The organism is Staphylococcus sp. MSU001 (assembly GCF_052976705.1).
This window is the reverse complement of the sequence record NZ_JBRIKK010000014.1, coordinates 39,633-54,788: the sequence shown is the minus strand read 5'-3', so window position 1 is coordinate 54,788 and position 15,156 is coordinate 39,633. Positions and strand designations below refer to the sequence as shown.

The 15,156-nt window shown below is 32.3% G+C and carries 14 protein-coding genes; 2 read left to right on the top strand and 12 right to left on the bottom strand.

Annotation, left to right across the window (positions count from 1 at the left end; all coding sequences use genetic code 11):
* Positions 1–14: 14 nt before the first annotated feature.
* From ACVBFA_RS07890 to ACVBFA_RS07845, 10 genes are all read right to left on the bottom strand, one after another.
* Positions 15–938, bottom strand: a complete 924-nt coding sequence (locus tag ACVBFA_RS07890) for a peptidase U32 family protein (RefSeq protein WP_126122389.1) — start codon at positions 936–938, stop codon at positions 15–17.
* A gap of 2 nt (positions 939–940) precedes the next feature.
* Positions 941–1,576: an O-methyltransferase gene (locus tag ACVBFA_RS07885; RefSeq protein ID WP_002457769.1), complete on the bottom strand. Its 636-nt coding sequence runs from the start codon at positions 1,574–1,576 to the stop codon at positions 941–943.
* Between the two features lie 428 nt (positions 1,577–2,004).
* Positions 2,005–2,313, bottom strand: coding sequence for a DUF1292 domain-containing protein (locus tag ACVBFA_RS07880; RefSeq protein ID WP_001830855.1), 309 nt, complete (start codon positions 2,311–2,313; stop codon positions 2,005–2,007).
* A gap of 14 nt (positions 2,314–2,327) precedes the next feature.
* Positions 2,328–2,756: a Holliday junction resolvase RuvX gene (gene ruvX, locus ACVBFA_RS07875; RefSeq protein WP_002491136.1), complete on the bottom strand. Its 429-nt coding sequence runs from the start codon at positions 2,754–2,756 to the stop codon at positions 2,328–2,330.
* A gap of 1 nt (position 2,757) precedes the next feature.
* On the bottom strand, positions 2,758–3,018 hold the full coding sequence (locus ACVBFA_RS07870; protein ID WP_001830883.1) for an IreB family regulatory phosphoprotein: 261 nt from the start codon (positions 3,016–3,018) through the stop codon (positions 2,758–2,760).
* A 63-nt stretch (positions 3,019–3,081) separates the two neighbouring features.
* Positions 3,082–5,712, bottom strand: coding sequence for an alanine--tRNA ligase (gene alaS / locus ACVBFA_RS07865; protein WP_447158809.1), 2,631 nt, complete (start codon positions 5,710–5,712; stop codon positions 3,082–3,084).
* Between the two features lie 328 nt (positions 5,713–6,040).
* Positions 6,041–8,473: an SF1B family DNA helicase RecD2 gene (recD2, locus tag ACVBFA_RS07860; protein ID WP_126122391.1), complete on the bottom strand. Its 2,433-nt coding sequence runs from the start codon at positions 8,471–8,473 to the stop codon at positions 6,041–6,043.
* Between the two features lies 1 nt (position 8,474).
* A complete protein-coding gene (locus ACVBFA_RS07855; protein WP_049386351.1) occupies positions 8,475–9,143 on the bottom strand; it encodes a tetratricopeptide repeat protein in 669 nt (222 codons plus the stop codon).
* Positions 9,144–9,304: 161 nt separating this feature from the next.
* Positions 9,305–10,423, bottom strand: coding sequence for a tRNA 2-thiouridine(34) synthase MnmA (gene mnmA / locus ACVBFA_RS07850; RefSeq protein ID WP_126122392.1), 1,119 nt, complete (start codon positions 10,421–10,423; stop codon positions 9,305–9,307).
* Complete coding sequence (locus ACVBFA_RS07845; protein WP_237638977.1) at positions 10,423–11,565, bottom strand: IscS subfamily cysteine desulfurase; 1,143 nt, start codon at positions 11,563–11,565, stop codon at positions 10,423–10,425. The genes mnmA and ACVBFA_RS07845 overlap by 1 nt, the downstream gene beginning before the upstream one ends.
* Before the next feature lie 244 nt (positions 11,566–11,809).
* Between ACVBFA_RS07845 and ACVBFA_RS07840 the strand changes: the two genes are divergently transcribed.
* On the top strand, positions 11,810–12,805 hold the full coding sequence (locus ACVBFA_RS07840) for an LLM class flavin-dependent oxidoreductase (protein WP_002457776.1): 996 nt from the start codon (positions 11,810–11,812) through the stop codon (positions 12,803–12,805).
* A gap of 203 nt (positions 12,806–13,008) precedes the next feature.
* Here ACVBFA_RS07840 and ACVBFA_RS07835 read toward each other — a convergent pair whose 3' ends face one another.
* Both ACVBFA_RS07835 and cymR read right to left on the bottom strand, forming a co-directional pair.
* Positions 13,009–13,152: an SAS049 family protein gene (locus ACVBFA_RS07835; RefSeq protein WP_002446608.1), complete on the bottom strand. Its 144-nt coding sequence runs from the start codon at positions 13,150–13,152 to the stop codon at positions 13,009–13,011.
* A 185-nt stretch (positions 13,153–13,337) separates the two neighbouring features.
* Positions 13,338–13,760, bottom strand: coding sequence for a cysteine metabolism transcriptional regulator CymR (cymR, locus tag ACVBFA_RS07830; protein WP_002446609.1), 423 nt, complete (start codon positions 13,758–13,760; stop codon positions 13,338–13,340).
* A gap of 85 nt (positions 13,761–13,845) precedes the next feature.
* Between cymR and ACVBFA_RS07825 the strand changes: the two genes are divergently transcribed.
* A complete protein-coding gene (locus ACVBFA_RS07825; RefSeq protein ID WP_164539687.1) occupies positions 13,846–15,117 on the top strand; it encodes a replication-associated recombination protein A in 1,272 nt (423 codons plus the stop codon).
* Positions 15,118–15,156 lie beyond the last annotated feature (39 nt).

Genomic DNA, 15,156 nt, shown 5'->3' with positions numbered 1-15,156 from the left:
AATGATAAGCCTCCTTAATATACTGTTTGTTTATACAAGAAACCTTCGTCGAATGGACGATGTTCAGGTTGTATTTCTTCTATAGGATCAACGAGCATAAATTTTTCATCTTCATATGCATCCGGATCTTCATTAAATAAATCTATAGCTTCTCGATATTGCTCTGTGACTACATTTATATATTCTTCACTTTGTAAAATACCATCTATTTTAAACGCGTCTATCCCTGCCTCAAAAAAAGGCTCTAATTCTTCTATTAAACAGATATCATTTGGAGACATGATATGCGTACCATTATAATCTTCGAAAACTGGATATTTATTATCTCTTTCTTCATCGTATAATAATAAGTCTCCATGATCATGTTGACGTTCTATCTTCATTTGTCGCTCTTGGAAAGTATAATAATTTCCTAATAGCATTCTTTTGGATTGAAACATACAAGTCATACCATGAACTTGAACTTCTATCTCTACATCAGCATGCTCTTTAATATGAATTATTTCATCTAAACTAAGTTCTCGAGCTAATACTGCTCTATTTGCACCTTTTTTCCCCCAGTAATTACACTGAAAATAATTCGTTACAAGAGTTTCAGCATCCCAATTTAATGGAATTGGATGCTCGTGTTGTTTAACATACATAACGACAGCTGGATCACCAAATATAATGCGATCTACTTGAATATCATGTAAAAAGTTAATATAGTCTTCCAAAGCGTCTAAGTGGTAATTATGCAAAATACCATTCACAGCAGCGTATACTTTTTTGTTATTTTTATGGGCTAATGCTACAGCTTCTTGCATAGCATCACGATTAAATTCTCCCGGCAGTCTTAAACCAAATTTTTGTTCACCAATAACAAATGCGTCTGCACCTTTATCTATTAGTGTTTCCATATGAGTTATTGACTTAGGAGTAACTAATAATTCAACCATAGTCATTCTCCTTTTATAGATATTGCTAATCCATCATCCATATTTATAAAGTTTGTTGTAAATTGAGATTGCTCCATCAACCATTCATTGTACTGTTGCACTTTCTTAACCATTTGTTTCACATTTCTAGAACGAACAACGTCTATATTTGAAACAAATCCATGATATAAAACATTATCAGTAACTACAATTCCACCTTTTTTTAATAACGGTGTATATAGTTGGAAGAATTTCTTTGATTGTGCTTTAGCTGCGTCGATAAATATCATATCATATTGTTTGTCATTGACTTGTTCAAATGCATTCAAAGCATCATATTCAATTATGCGGATTTGATTCTGGTATCGATACTTTTTTATGAACTTTTTTGCAAGATGAATCATGTCCTCATTTCGTTCAATTGTTGTTACATTTATATCTTTAGAAATATTAGCGAATTGCATTGAACTATAACCAATGGCTGTACCAATTTCTAAAATATTTTTAGTTCTATTCATTCGAATGAGTTGTCTTATCAAATCAAGTGTTAATTTATCAACAATAGGAACTTGATTTTCTTCGGCATAAACTCTTAGTTCTTCGATTTCAGTATCAATTGATTGATGTAATTGTGTTAAATATTTTTGATTTGAATCCATATCATTAAAACTTCCTTCATCATTAACAATTGCAAAAACAAAATAAATCAGCCCATGTATTGATTATGTTGATAGTTAATCAATGAAAATGACTGATTATGATAGTAATTCTTCTATACTTTTATATTAGAAGTAAATATGAGTATTCATAGAAATTAACTTTAGACATTTTACCATAATTAAAAGATTTTTATAAGAGGCAATTATACGAATATGTCTTTGAGCACTATTATTAGTAGGGTAAATTCAAATAATTCTAATATTAAAATGCCTGGGACAGCTTTGATTGTCTCAGGCATTTTGAATGTAATTTAAGATGGTAACTAAGTTAAAAATTTAATAATATTAAACTTTCCCTCTCAATATAATTCCATGATAGAGGAGACCTAGAAACTCAATTACACTTCTCACACAACATCTTATAAAGATTATTCGTTAATCTCAGTATTTACAACTTCTTCAATCATATCCCACTCTTCATCTGTTTCAATAGGGACTAATTTCCCTCCATCACCAGACTCATCAGGTTCATTTATCATTGGTACAAGTTCAATCATGTCTTCGTCATCTGATTGTGCACCTTCTTCTGCAAGAACGACATATTCTTTTTTGAATTCTGGATGATAAAATTCTAACATTTTACGGTATAAAACTTCATTTCCGTTTTCATCATATAACGTAAGTAATTCCTCTTCATTATTTATTGTTAATTCAGCATCGTGATTATGTTCTGTCATTTTCATTTTCTCCTTTATTGAATAGAATCTAAATAGCCTTGTAAAATAAATACAGCTGCCATTTTATCTATTACCTTTTTTCTTTTTTGTCTTGAAACATCTGCTTCAAGTAAAGATCTTTCAGCAGCCATTGTACTTAAACGTTCGTCCCACATAACAATATCAATAGAAGGGACAGACTCTTGTAACTTTTCTTTATATTTTATTGAAGCCTCTCCACGAAAACCTATTGAATTGTTCATATTCTTGGGTAAGCCAATAACAACAGTTCCAACTTGATTATCTTTAATAATCTTCACGAGTTGATCAATTCCTAAATCATCTTGTTCTTCATTGATACGGAGTGTGTCTAACCCTTGAGCAGTCCAACCCATAAGGTCACTTATAGCAATGCCAACAGTTTTACTTCCAACATCTAGTCCTAAAATTTTATGCTTTAGCATATTAATTCTTAGACTCTTTTAAATAGTTTGAAACGAGTTCTTCCATAATTACATCACGGTCTATATGGCGTATTTGGTTTCTTGCTTCATTTTGACGTGGAATATATGCAGGGTCTCCAGATAATAAATAACCCACAATTTGATTAACTGCATTATATCCACGTTCTTCTAATGTACGATGGACATTCTGAAGAACTGATTTGACATCTTCCTTAGGAATTTCTTCATAACTAAATTTCATTGTTTTATCAAAATTTTCCATATACGACACTCCTTCATAAGCGTATTCTGACTCACTTTAATTTTACACCATTATTCATTGGAGTTATAGATTTTTAATGTAATCTTTAATAAAGCGTAATGCTTCTGTTATCTTTTCAGGTTGGGTTCCGCCTCCTTGAGCCATATCAGGACGGCCTCCACCTTTTCCACCAATAATTGGTGTCATGTTTTTGATGAGATCTCCAGCTTTCACTTGATTTGTAAGTGATTTTGGTACAGTAGCAATTACAGAAACCTTTCCATCAACTTGTCCGACTAACACTATAATAGTATCTTGAAGTTTAGATTTAAAGTCATCCATAGTTGAACGTATCGCTTTTGGATCTGGAATTTCTACTTCTGTTGCTAAAACTTTCACATTATTAATCAATTCAACCTGTTCTTCAATGTTCCCCATCTTTAGTGATGTAATTTCTTTGTTGCGTTGTTCTAATTGTTTAAGCAGTCCTTTTTCTTCATCTTGAAGTTGTTTAACTTTTTCAACTACTTGGTTATCAGATTTAACTTTTAAATGATTTTTAATAGTATTAAATTGAGTTTCAATTTCTTCAAGATGTAAGAATGCACCTTTACCTGTTAAAGCTTCTATTCTTCTAACACCAGCGCCTGTCCCAGATTCACTCACAATCTTAAAGAGACCGATTTCCGCAGTATTATTCACATGTATTCCACCGCACAATTCTATTGAAAATGGTGCCATATTGACAACACGAACAATATCTCCATATTTTTCACCAAATAAAGCCATAGCGCCTATTGATTTGGCTTCTTCAATACTCATTTCTTGAATACGGACATCGATAGCTCTCCAAATTTCTTCATTTACTCTACGTTCTACTAAATTAATTTCTTCTTGTGTCATAGGACCAAAATGTGAAAAATCAAAACGTAGTCTTTCAGGTTCAACTAACGATCCAGCCTGATTAACATGATCTCCTAATACTTCTTTTAAAGCAGCATGTAGTAAATGTGTAGCACTATGATTTTTTTGAATAAGTCGTCTATCTTCTTTGTTAACACGTGCTTCTACTTTCGCGTTTTGTGTTGCTTCGCCAAATTGCACAATACCTTTATGTAAGTTTTGGCCATTAGGCGCTTTAGTTACGTCAGTTACATTTATTTCAAAGCTCTCATTACCAACTGTTCCCTTATCTGCAACCTGTCCACCACTTACTGCATAGAATGGCGTTTCTCTTAAAATAAAGTAAATTGTTTTTCCTGCTTCAGCATGTTTAACTTCTTCACCATTGTATATGATGTGAGTTATTAATGATTGATAGTCCGTAGTTTCATACCCAACAAATTGACTATCATCTTGAATATTTTTTAGTACTTCACTTTGAACTTGCATTGATTGAGAATTCTGTCGAGCTTGTCTAGCTTGATCTCTCTGTTGTTGCATTTCCTGCTCAAAAGTAGACATATCAACAGACAAGTTTTCTTGAGTTGCTAATTCTTCAGTTAATTCTATTGGGAATCCATAAGTATCATATAACTTAAAAGCATCATGACCTTTAATAACCTGATTACTATTCTTCGCTTCTTTTATCAGTTCATTTAAAATCGTAAGACCTTCCTCAAGCGTTTCATGGAAGCGTTCTTCCTCTGATTTAATGACACGTTTAATAAAGTGGGACTTGTCTTTGACATTTGGATAATATGGTTCCATGATATCAGCGACTATATCAACAAGTTTATACATAAATGGTTCATTAATTCCCAATGATTGGCTAAAGCGTACTGCTCTACGTAATAATCTTCTTAATACATATCCTCGACCCTCATTAGCTGGTAATGCGCCATCAGCAATTGCGAACGAAATTGTTCTAATGTGGTCTGCGATAACTTTAAATGCAACATCTTGTGCATCATCAATTAAATATTTTTTTCCTGAAACATGTTCTACTTCCTTAATTATAGGCATAAATAAGTCTGTTTCATAATTTGTTCTTACATTTTGTGAGATAGAAGTCATACGTTCTAATCCCATGCCAGTATCAATATTTTTGTTTGGTAGTGGTGTGTAAGTATTGTCTTTATTGTGATTAAACTCACTAAACACTAGATTCCAAACTTCTAAATATCTTTCGTTTTCACCACCAGGATACATTTCTTCAGCAGGATCATCATTTCCATAATCCGATCCACGATCATAGAAAATTTCTGTATTCGGTCCAGATGGTCCTTCCCCGATATCCCAAAAATTGCCCTCTATTCGAATAATACGACTTTCCTCTAAACCAATGTCTTCATGCCAAATTCTATAAGCTTCAGTATCTTCAGGATGAATAGTCACATATAGCTTCTCAGGTTCCATGCCCATCCATTTATCACTTGTTAGAAATTCCCAAGCAAATTCAATCGCTTCATGTTTAAAGTAGTCACCGATTGAAAAATTACCTAGCATCTCAAAAAAAGTATGGTGGCGAGCAGTAAAACCGACGTTTTCTATATCGTTTGTTCGTATAGCTTTTTGAGAATTGACAATTCTTGGTTTTTTAGGAGTTTCACGCCCGTCAAAGTATTTTTTTAAGGTAGCTACACCAGAATTGATCCACAATAATGAATCATCATCGATAGGTACAAGTGGTGCAGATGGTTCAATCATATGGCCCTTTTCTACAAAGAAATCCAAATATTTTTGCCTAATTTCACTAGCTTTCATTTTTTTCATAAATAAAAACTCTCCTTCATACGTTTTTGTTAGCTCAGTTAGATAGTCATAGTTGAGTATTATTCAAGAATATAAAAACGTTCATCCACAAAGGGACGAACGTTATCGCGGTACCACCCTAGTTATAAGAATTGTGACCTATTTACATACTTGAATTTTGTTTGTCTACTATTTCTTATCACTTTGTATACTTTATTTACCTAATATAGAGTAGCATTCAATAATTTTGTTTGTACTTTTCACCAACCAGTACATCTCTATAATTCAAAAGTTATTTACTCGTCTCTATACTTACTTAGTTTTATTTTATTTTCTTTACATTGATTTGTCAATGTTCAACGAAGTCATATGGCGTCATTTCCCCCATATTAATCATTGGATCAATTTGGAAAATTGTCGACTCGTTTAATTGGATATCATTTTCTTTTTCATTATTCAAATCCAGTTGATTTTCATTTTGTTTTTGCTCGTTAATAGTTTGTTTATTTGTATTTAAATTATTTTTGTTTTGTCCAAAATACGATTTTAACAAATCATTTAATTGTGTTAATCGTGTTTGTCCATTTGTTTTTAAACCTATATCAAACGCTTCTTGTTCACCAAGCAAAACAAGTGATTGTTTAGCTCTAGTTAATCCTGTATAAAGAATGGGACGTTGTAACATCCTATAATATTGTCTAACAATAGGCATAATAACAATAGGAAATTCTGAACCTTGTGATTTATGGATAGATGTACAATATGCATGTGTTAGTTCCATTAAATCTTGTTTAGTAAATGTAATTTCATTACCTTCAAAATCTACAACTAACACATCTTTATTTAGAGCATTTTCTTTGGCCCAAAATATACCTACTATTATACCTATATCCCCATTAAATATATTATCATTAGGTCGATTAACTAACTGAAGTACTTTATCTCCTTTTCTAAACACCGCTTCACCAAATTCTATTTCACGATCATCTTGTTGTTTCGGATTAAGAATAGATTGTAGAACTTGGTTAAGTCTCTTAATACCAGCGTTACCTTTATACATAGGAGCCAAAACTTGTATATCACTCATATCATAGCCTTTAGCTACAGCGCTTTTAACTACTTTATCAACAACGTCTGGTATTTGATTCGTACCACAACGAATAAAACTACGATCATGATAACGTTTAGTAATATCGATAGGTTCATTTAATTTCATACGGTGAGCTAAGTCAATAATACTGGAACCATCTTGCTGACGATATACTTCGGTAAGATTAACACGCGGTATTATTTCAGAATCAATAAGGTCTTTAAATACCTGTCCTGGACCTACTGATGGTAACTGATCTTCATCTCCGACAAATACAATTTGTGCTTCTAAAGGCACAGCACTTAAAAATTGATGGAACAACCAGGTATCTACCATTGACATTTCATCGATGATAATGAGTCTTGCATTAATCTCATTTTCTAAAATATCCTGTGGTTGTGTATCTTGGTTCCAACCGATTAAACGATGTATTGTCATTGCCTCTAAACCTGTCGATTCGTGAAGGCGCTTAGAAGCACGACCAGTGGGTGCGGCTAACACTACTGGATAATCATCTTCATTGTAATCATCATAATCGAGCGAGAGGCCATGTATTTCTGCATATAATTCAACTATACCTTTAATGACTGTGGTTTTACCGGTGCCCGGACCGCCAGTTAAAAGCATAATTTTAGAATTTATTGCTGTTTCAAGCGCTTCTTTTTGAGAGGCAGAGTAATTAACCTCATTTTGTGACTCAATATCACCAATATGTATTTGTAAATCAGACTGTTCTATTTCTTTTAATTTAGATGTGTTTGTTTTAATTCGGTATAAGTTTTGCACACTTTTCAATTCTGAATAGTATAAACTTGGAATTGATACCTGATCAGCTTCAGATATTAATTTTTTCTCTTCTGATAAAACGTCAATTATTTCTAGTAATTGCTCTGTTTCAACTGGTTTCTCAATATCTTCATTGAGTAAATTTTGTGTTGTTTCTATAACAATGGTACGAGGTAGATATGTATGTCCTTGTTTAATACATTCTTCTTCTAATGTAAATAATAATGCTGCTTTTAATCTTTCAGGTGAATGTGGCTCAATACCGACGTTTCGAGCGAGTTGATCAGCCTTATTAAATCCAATACCTTTAATGTCATATACTAATTGGTAAGGGTTTTTATCTAAAACATTTAAAGTATCACCCATATAGAACTGATATATAGACATTGATAATTTCGGTCCAAACCCAAGGTCGTGTAAACGTATCATAATTTTCTCAGATTCTTGGTTTGCATTAATCTGATCAGCAATTTGTTTTTGTTTCTTCTTTGGTAAACTAGGTACATTTTCTAAGATTTCTGGGCGAGTTAAAATATCATTTATAGCATTTTCACCTAGTGTATTTACAATGTTTTGAGCCGTTTTTTTACCGATGCCTTTAAATAAATCACTTGATAAGTAACTAATAATAGCATCTTTAGTTTGAGGTAACTCTTTTTCAAATCTTTCAGCCTTTAATTGCTTACCATAACGTGGATGTTGTACGACTTGACCCTTAAAAGTATAAACATCGCCTTCAACTACATTGGGAAGAAACCCTACCACAGTTGGCATACTATCAAATTTCTCATTTGACTCGATAGTATCTACTTTTAGAACAGTATAAAAATTATCCGTATTTTGAAATAAAATAGCATCAACTGTACCTTTGATCATTGAATAATCAAAAAGTGTAGGGTCAGACATATTATTCCTCCTCTTTCATTGTTTTGAATGTCTTTAATGCATGTTGGCTAAGTAAATGTTTTTCATCTATTGATATTGCTTGTTCAAAATATGCAATTGCTTCATCTAAATCTTCATTTTTCATATATGTTGCTAAACCAAGATTATATATACCATCTACATGTTGTGAATCGATAGAAAGAACCTTATTTAATTGTTTAATTGCTTCATCAAACATTTCGAGTTGACATAGTACTAACCCATATTGAAATTGTACTTCTAAATCTCTATCATCGTCCAATTCAGCTGCAGTCATTAAAAACGGTAAAGCTTCTTTAAAAGCACCTAGTTGATTAAATGACATACCAATCATATAATTACAATCTTTTTTCGCAACTTCATATTGTAGTGAAGTTTGATATAGCTTTATTGCTTCGTTATAACGTTCTTCATTATAATAAATATTCGCCAAGTTGTAGTAAACAGCACCATTTTCAGGTTCAATAGTTAATGCCTTTTGAAAAAAACGTTCTGCTTTTTCAATTTCTCCAACATCTGATAATACAATACCTGCGTTAATATAATTTTCAACAATGGCTGGATTTTCTTCTATATTTTCAAACAAGTCTTTCAAGGCGGTATCTAATTTACCATCTTTAATGTTTTGGTATATCTTACTTTGTTCGTGCATCTTTTCTCCCTCATTTCTACACGATTATAACATGATTATTGAAATATGTATTTTCAGGACATTTAAGTCAATATTTCTTTATTTATATATTTTTTATTAAAAAACAAGTCATAAAAAACCGTTAATACAAGAATTTCTCATGAATTAACGGTATAAACAATTTATACGACGTAACTTAATTGACCTTCGTTTTTATAAACATCATCAATTGTAGCGCCACCTAAACATACTTCTTGATTATAGAAGACAACTGCTTGACCAGGTGTGATTGCTCTTACTGGTTCAGCAAAAGTTACTCTAATGGAATTCTCGTTTTCGCGTTGAACATAAACTTTAGTATCTTTTTGGCGATAACGGAATTTAGCTGTACATTCAAAACCTTTTTCCAAATCAATTTCACTTGGATTAACAAATGAAAAATCAGAAGCTATAAGATAATCACTATAAAGTGCATCATGGTGGAATCCTTGTTCAACATATAATATGTTATCATTTAAATTTTTACCTACAACAAACCATGGATCTCCATCTCCACCGATGCCTAAGCCGTGACGTTGACCAATTGTATAATACATCAATCCACTATGCTGTCCCATTTTTTTTCCGTTCAATGTCAACATTTCACCAGATTGAGCGGGTAAGTACTGTGATAAAAATTCTTTAAAGTTTCTTTCACCGATAAAACAAATACCTGTTGAGTCTTTTTTCTTGGCAGTAGCTAAATTTTGCTCTTCTGCAATACGTCTTACTTCACTTTTTTCAATATCTCCAATTGGGAACATGACTTTGGATAGTTGTTCTTGGGATAATTGATTTAAAAAGTAAGTTTGATCTTTATTATTATCAACACCTCTTAGCATTTCAACATGCCCATCCTCATGACGACGTATACGTGCATAATGACCTGTAGCGACATAATCAGCACCTAATTTTAAAGCATGTTCTAAAAATGCTTTAAATTTAATTTCTTTATTACACATTACATCAGGGTTAGGTGTACGACCTTTTTTATATTCATCAAGAAAATAAGTAAATACTTTATCCCAATACTGTTCTTCAAAATTAACAGCGTAGTATGGGATGCCAATTTGATTACATACTGCAATCACGTCATTATAATCCTCAGTGGCTGTACACACTCCATTTTCATCAGTATCGTCCCAATTTTTCATAAATATACCTATTACATCATAAGCTTGTTCTTTCAACAAGTATGCAGTAACAGAGCTATCCACTCCACCAGACATGCCCACAACTACGCGTATATCTTTGTTAGACACTATGATTCCTCCTTAAATTTATGATAGATTTTATGAATTTCAGCTACTATATATTTAATTTCTTGTGTTGTTGTTTGTTCATTAAAGCTAAAACGTACTGAATGTTTTGCTCGTTCTTCATCTTCAAACATAGCTGCGAGTACATGAGATGGTGTCGTAGAACCTGCTGTACAAGCAGAACCTGAAGATACATATACATGGGCTAAATCTAGTAATGTTAACATTGTTTCAACATCTATAAATGGAAAATAAATATTTAAAATATGCCCCGTTGAATCTGTCATTGAACCGTTTAATTCAAACGGAATTGCCCTTTCCTGTAACTGAACTAAAAATAATTCTTTTAAATTCATTAAATGAACATTATTTGCATCTTGATTATTTATAGCTAATTCAAGTGCCTTTGTTAATCCTACAATTTGCGGTAAATTTTCTGTACCTGCTCGACGTTTGGTTTCTTGTTCACCACCAAGTTGATTATATGCTATTGGTGTATGCTTTTTTACTAATAGCAAACCAACACCTTTAGGGCCACCAAATTTGTGTGCTGAAATACTCATCGTATCAATTTTAAAATTATGAAAATCTAAATCTAAATGTCCAATGGCTTGAACAGCATCAACATGGAATAATGCATGAGTGTCTGCAATAATATCTTCAATATCATAAATATTTTGTACTGTTCCAATCTCATTATTTACAAACATAATTGATACTAAAATTGTTCTATCATTAATTGTTTCTTTTAATTGGTCTAAATCAACTGCACCAGTATCATCTACATCTAGATACGTAACATCATAACCTTCTTTTTCAAGTTGCTCATATACATGTAATACTGAGTGGTGTTCAATTTTCGTGGTAATAATATGATTACCTAATTGTTCATTCGCTTTCACTAATCCTTTTATAGCAGTATTATTTGATTCTGTTGCACCACTTGTAAATATTACTTCATTTGGATTCGCTCCCAACAATTGTGCAACTGTACGACGTGACTGGTCAAGATATTTACGCGCATCTCTACCTATAGAATGTATTGACGATGGATTACCAAAATGACATTGATATATTTCCATCATAGCATCTATTACTTCTTGTTTTACTGGCGTAGTCGCAGCATAATCTGCGTATACTTCCATGTTTGGACACTCCTTGTCAAATTATCAATGTTCCTATAATAGCACCATTATTTGTTTATTTCTACTTTTCTGTTTTTCCAATGAAAGAAAATGTATGTCATTTAAATTTTAACATCTAACCTACCAATTTATCGAATATCATTTTTGTATATAAAATTAAAATAATTTGAGCAATTCAATATTGAAAATCGAAAATGATTGTTATACTTCAACTATTATTAATTATGGAAAGGAAGCATTCAGTATGAAAAATATAAAATTATCTGCATTAAACTTAGTACCTATACGTGAAGGTCAAGAAGATAAAGATGCAATTAACGACATGGTTACACTCGCTCAAGCATTAGATGACTTAGATTATGAGCGCTACTGGATTGCAGAACATCATAATGCTCCAAATTTAGTTAGTTCAGCTACTTCTCTATTAATTCAACATACATTAGAACATACTCATTCTATCAAAGTAGGTTCTGGAGGCATAATGTTACCGAATCATGCACCATTAGTCGTAGCAGAACAATTTGGGACATTAGAAACATTATTCCCTCAACGTGTGGACTTAGGATTAGGACGTGCTCCTGGTACAGATATGATGACTGCGAGCGCATTAAGAAGAGATCAGCATAATGGTGTTTATCAATTTCCTGAAGAAGTTGAACAACTACAACAATATTTTGGACCGGGTCATCAACAAGCATATGTACGTGCTTATCCTGCAGTAAATAAAAATGTCCCAATGTATATTCTAGGTTCATCTACAGATTCTGCACATTTAGCTGCACGTAAAGGGTTGCCATATGTTTTTGCAGGACATTTTGCTCCACAACAAATGAAGGAAGCACTACAAATTTATAGAGAGTTATTTGAACCTTCAGAAGTACTTGATAAACCTTATGTAATTGTTTGTTTAAATACAATTGTGTCAGACTCTGATGAACAAGCAGAATATTTAGCAACTACGATGTCTCAAATAATGGTGAGTATAACACGAGGAAAAATGCAACCTGTCCAACCACCAACAGATGATTTAAAGGCCCTATTAACACCGCGCGAATATGAATTAGCGCAACAACGTATAAAAGGGTCACTTATAGGATCTGAAGATACAGTTAAACAAAAACTTGAATCGTTCATAAAAGAGTACGGCGATATCGATGAACTCATGGCTATTAGTTATATCTATGATCAAGACAAACAAATAGAATCATATCGAAGATTAGAACGTGCAATTAAATCATAGTAAAATGTTAACACCTTACCAATGTTTACTGAGGGTTAGACATTCAATATTGTCTCACTCTTTTGATGAATTTTAATAAGTTAAATATGATTTTCATAACTTTATATATAAATCATTTTGTATTAAAAAATTAATAGCTACCAACACAGTTTCAAACTGTGTTGGTAGCTATTTAACCTTTTAAAATCATTTAGGGGCTTTTTTTATTTATCCTTTTTGTCGTTTTTATCTTTGTTGTCTTCGCCACCTGTATATTCATTTATTTTATCTTTTACTTTGTTAACTTGTTCGTTATCACTATCTTTAAATTTTTCAGCAGCTTCTTTAGCTTTATCCATAAAACCCATAAAATTTACTCCTCTCAGTTATAAAAGTTTATTTATAGCAACAATAAAATGGATTAAAAATGTGAATCCATGATTGCTATGTTTTGTTATAACCTCAAAAAATATTAGTTAAACATTGTAGGCAAAATTTTTACGAGTAAATAATAAATGGTCTATCTATGTATCTATTTAACCACTATAAAAATTTAAATATAGAACATATAACCATCTAAGTCTTCATTCGTATCTTTGTAATCTGCAAGATATTTTAATGTAGTATGATCTAAAACATCTCTTACAGCGTCTCTCATTCTAATCCATAGTTGCTTTTGTGCAGGCGGTTCTGAATCAATACTCTCTACAAACGTAATCGGTCCTTCTAGTAATCGGATAATATCTCCTGCAGTAATTTCTTCTGATGGAACTCTAAGTTGATAACCACCTTTAGCACCTCGAACGCTTCGAATTAATCCAGCATTTCTTAAAGGGCCTACTAATTGTTCAAGATATAAATCACTTAGTTTATTTTCTTCAGCAATTGTTTTTAGTGATACACAACCTTGACCTTCTCTTTTAGCAAGAGATATCATCAATGTTAATCCGTATCTCCCTTTTGTTGATATTTTCATTGTATAACCTCACTTAATTCGAATAGTATCTGTTACCATTCTATCATTTTTTACGTTAATATAATATTAGAAAGGTGTGAAAAATGTGAGTACAGAACCATTAGCCTCTCGAATGAGACCGAAAAATATAGATGAAATTATATCTCAACAGCACCTGGTTGGTCCGAAGGGTATAATAAGAAGGATGGTAGATACTAAACGTCTTTCTTCTATGATTTTTTTTGGTCCACCTGGAATTGGTAAAACAAGTATTGCAAAAGCAATTTCAGGAAGTACACAATTTAAATTCAGACAATTAAATGCCGTAACTAATACAAAGAAAGATATGCAGTTAGTTGTCGAAGAAGCGAAGATGTCAGGACAAGTTATCTTACTATTAGATGAAATTCATCGTTTAGACAAAGCTAAACAAGATTTTTTATTACCTCATCTTGAAAATGGTAAAATTGTATTAATCGGTGCAACAACTTCAAATCCTTATCATGCGATAAATCCAGCGATACGATCTAGAGCACAAATATTTGAGCTTTACCCATTAAATCAAGATGATATAAGATTGGCATTAGATAGAGCTATAAATGATAAGGAAAGGGGTTTAAGTACTTATCATCCTATTGTAGATGAAGATGCTATCGAATATTTTTCAACGCAAAGCCAAGGCGATGTTAGGAGTGCATTAAACGCTTTGGAATTAGCTGTACTAAGTGCTCATATTGATGAACAAAACGAAAGACATATTACTTTAGATGACGCAAAAGATTGCTTACAAAAAGGTGCTTTTGTAAGCGATAAAGATGGCGACATGCATTACGATGTCATGAGTGCTTTTCAAAAATCAATTAGAGGTAGTGATGTCAATGCAGCACTCCACTACTTAGCACGTCTAATTGAAGCTGGTGACTTACCTACAATCGTACGTCGATTACTTGTAATTAGTTATGAAGATGTTGGGTTAGCATCACCTAATGCAGGTCAGAGGACTTTAGCAGCGATACAATCAGCTGAACGTCTAGGTTTTCCAGAAGCACGAATTCCCCTTAGTCAAGCGGTAATAGAATTATGCTTATCACCTAAATCAAATTCTGGTATCACAGCAATAGATAAAGCTCTTGGAGATATAAGAAATGGACATATAGGTCAAATACCGGATTATCTGAAAGACGGTCATTATTCAGGCGCTAAAAAGTTAGGACGGGCTATAGGTTACAAATATCCTCATAACTATGAAAATGGTCATGTTGTACAACAATACTTACCAGAAAAATTAAAAAACAGAGTGTATTATGAACCAAAAACCACATCAAAAAGTGAACAACAATTTAAAACAATTTACGATAATTTACGAAATAAAACATAATTATATTCATTGAAAATATGTAGCGAAGATTAATATGTT

Excerpts from the sequence above, each read along its gene's own strand:
- ACVBFA_RS07885 (WP_002457769.1), bottom strand. The coding sequence starts at position 1,576 with ATGGATTCAAATCAAAAATATTTAACACAATTACATCAATCAATTGAT.
- ACVBFA_RS07880 (WP_001830855.1), bottom strand. The coding sequence starts at position 2,313 with ATGACAGAACATAATCACGATGCTGAATTAACAATAAATAATGAAGAG.
- recD2 (WP_126122391.1), bottom strand. The coding sequence starts at position 8,473 with ATGTCTGACCCTACACTTTTTGATTATTCAATGATCAAAGGTACAGTT.
- ACVBFA_RS07840 (WP_002457776.1), top strand. The coding sequence starts at position 11,810 with ATGAAAAATATAAAATTATCTGCATTAAACTTAGTACCTATACGTGAA.
- ruvX (WP_002491136.1), bottom strand. The coding sequence starts at position 2,756 with ATGCTAAAGCATAAAATTTTAGGACTAGATGTTGGAAGTAAAACTGTT.
- ACVBFA_RS07845 (WP_237638977.1), bottom strand. The coding sequence starts at position 11,565 with ATGGAAGTATACGCAGATTATGCTGCGACTACGCCAGTAAAACAAGAA.
- alaS (WP_447158809.1), bottom strand. The coding sequence starts at position 5,712 with ATGAAAAAAATGAAAGCTAGTGAAATTAGGCAAAAATATTTGGATTTC.
- ACVBFA_RS07835 (WP_002446608.1), bottom strand. The coding sequence starts at position 13,152 with ATGGGTTTTATGGATAAAGCTAAAGAAGCTGCTGAAAAATTTAAAGAT.
- ACVBFA_RS07890 (WP_126122389.1), bottom strand. The coding sequence starts at position 938 with ATGGTTGAATTATTAGTTACTCCTAAGTCAATAACTCATATGGAAACA.
- ACVBFA_RS07855 (WP_049386351.1), bottom strand. The coding sequence starts at position 9,143 with ATGCACGAACAAAGTAAGATATACCAAAACATTAAAGATGGTAAATTA.
- cymR (WP_002446609.1), bottom strand. The coding sequence starts at position 13,760 with ATGAAAATATCAACAAAAGGGAGATACGGATTAACATTGATGATATCT.
- ACVBFA_RS07870 (WP_001830883.1), bottom strand. The coding sequence starts at position 3,018 with ATGGAAAATTTTGATAAAACAATGAAATTTAGTTATGAAGAAATTCCT.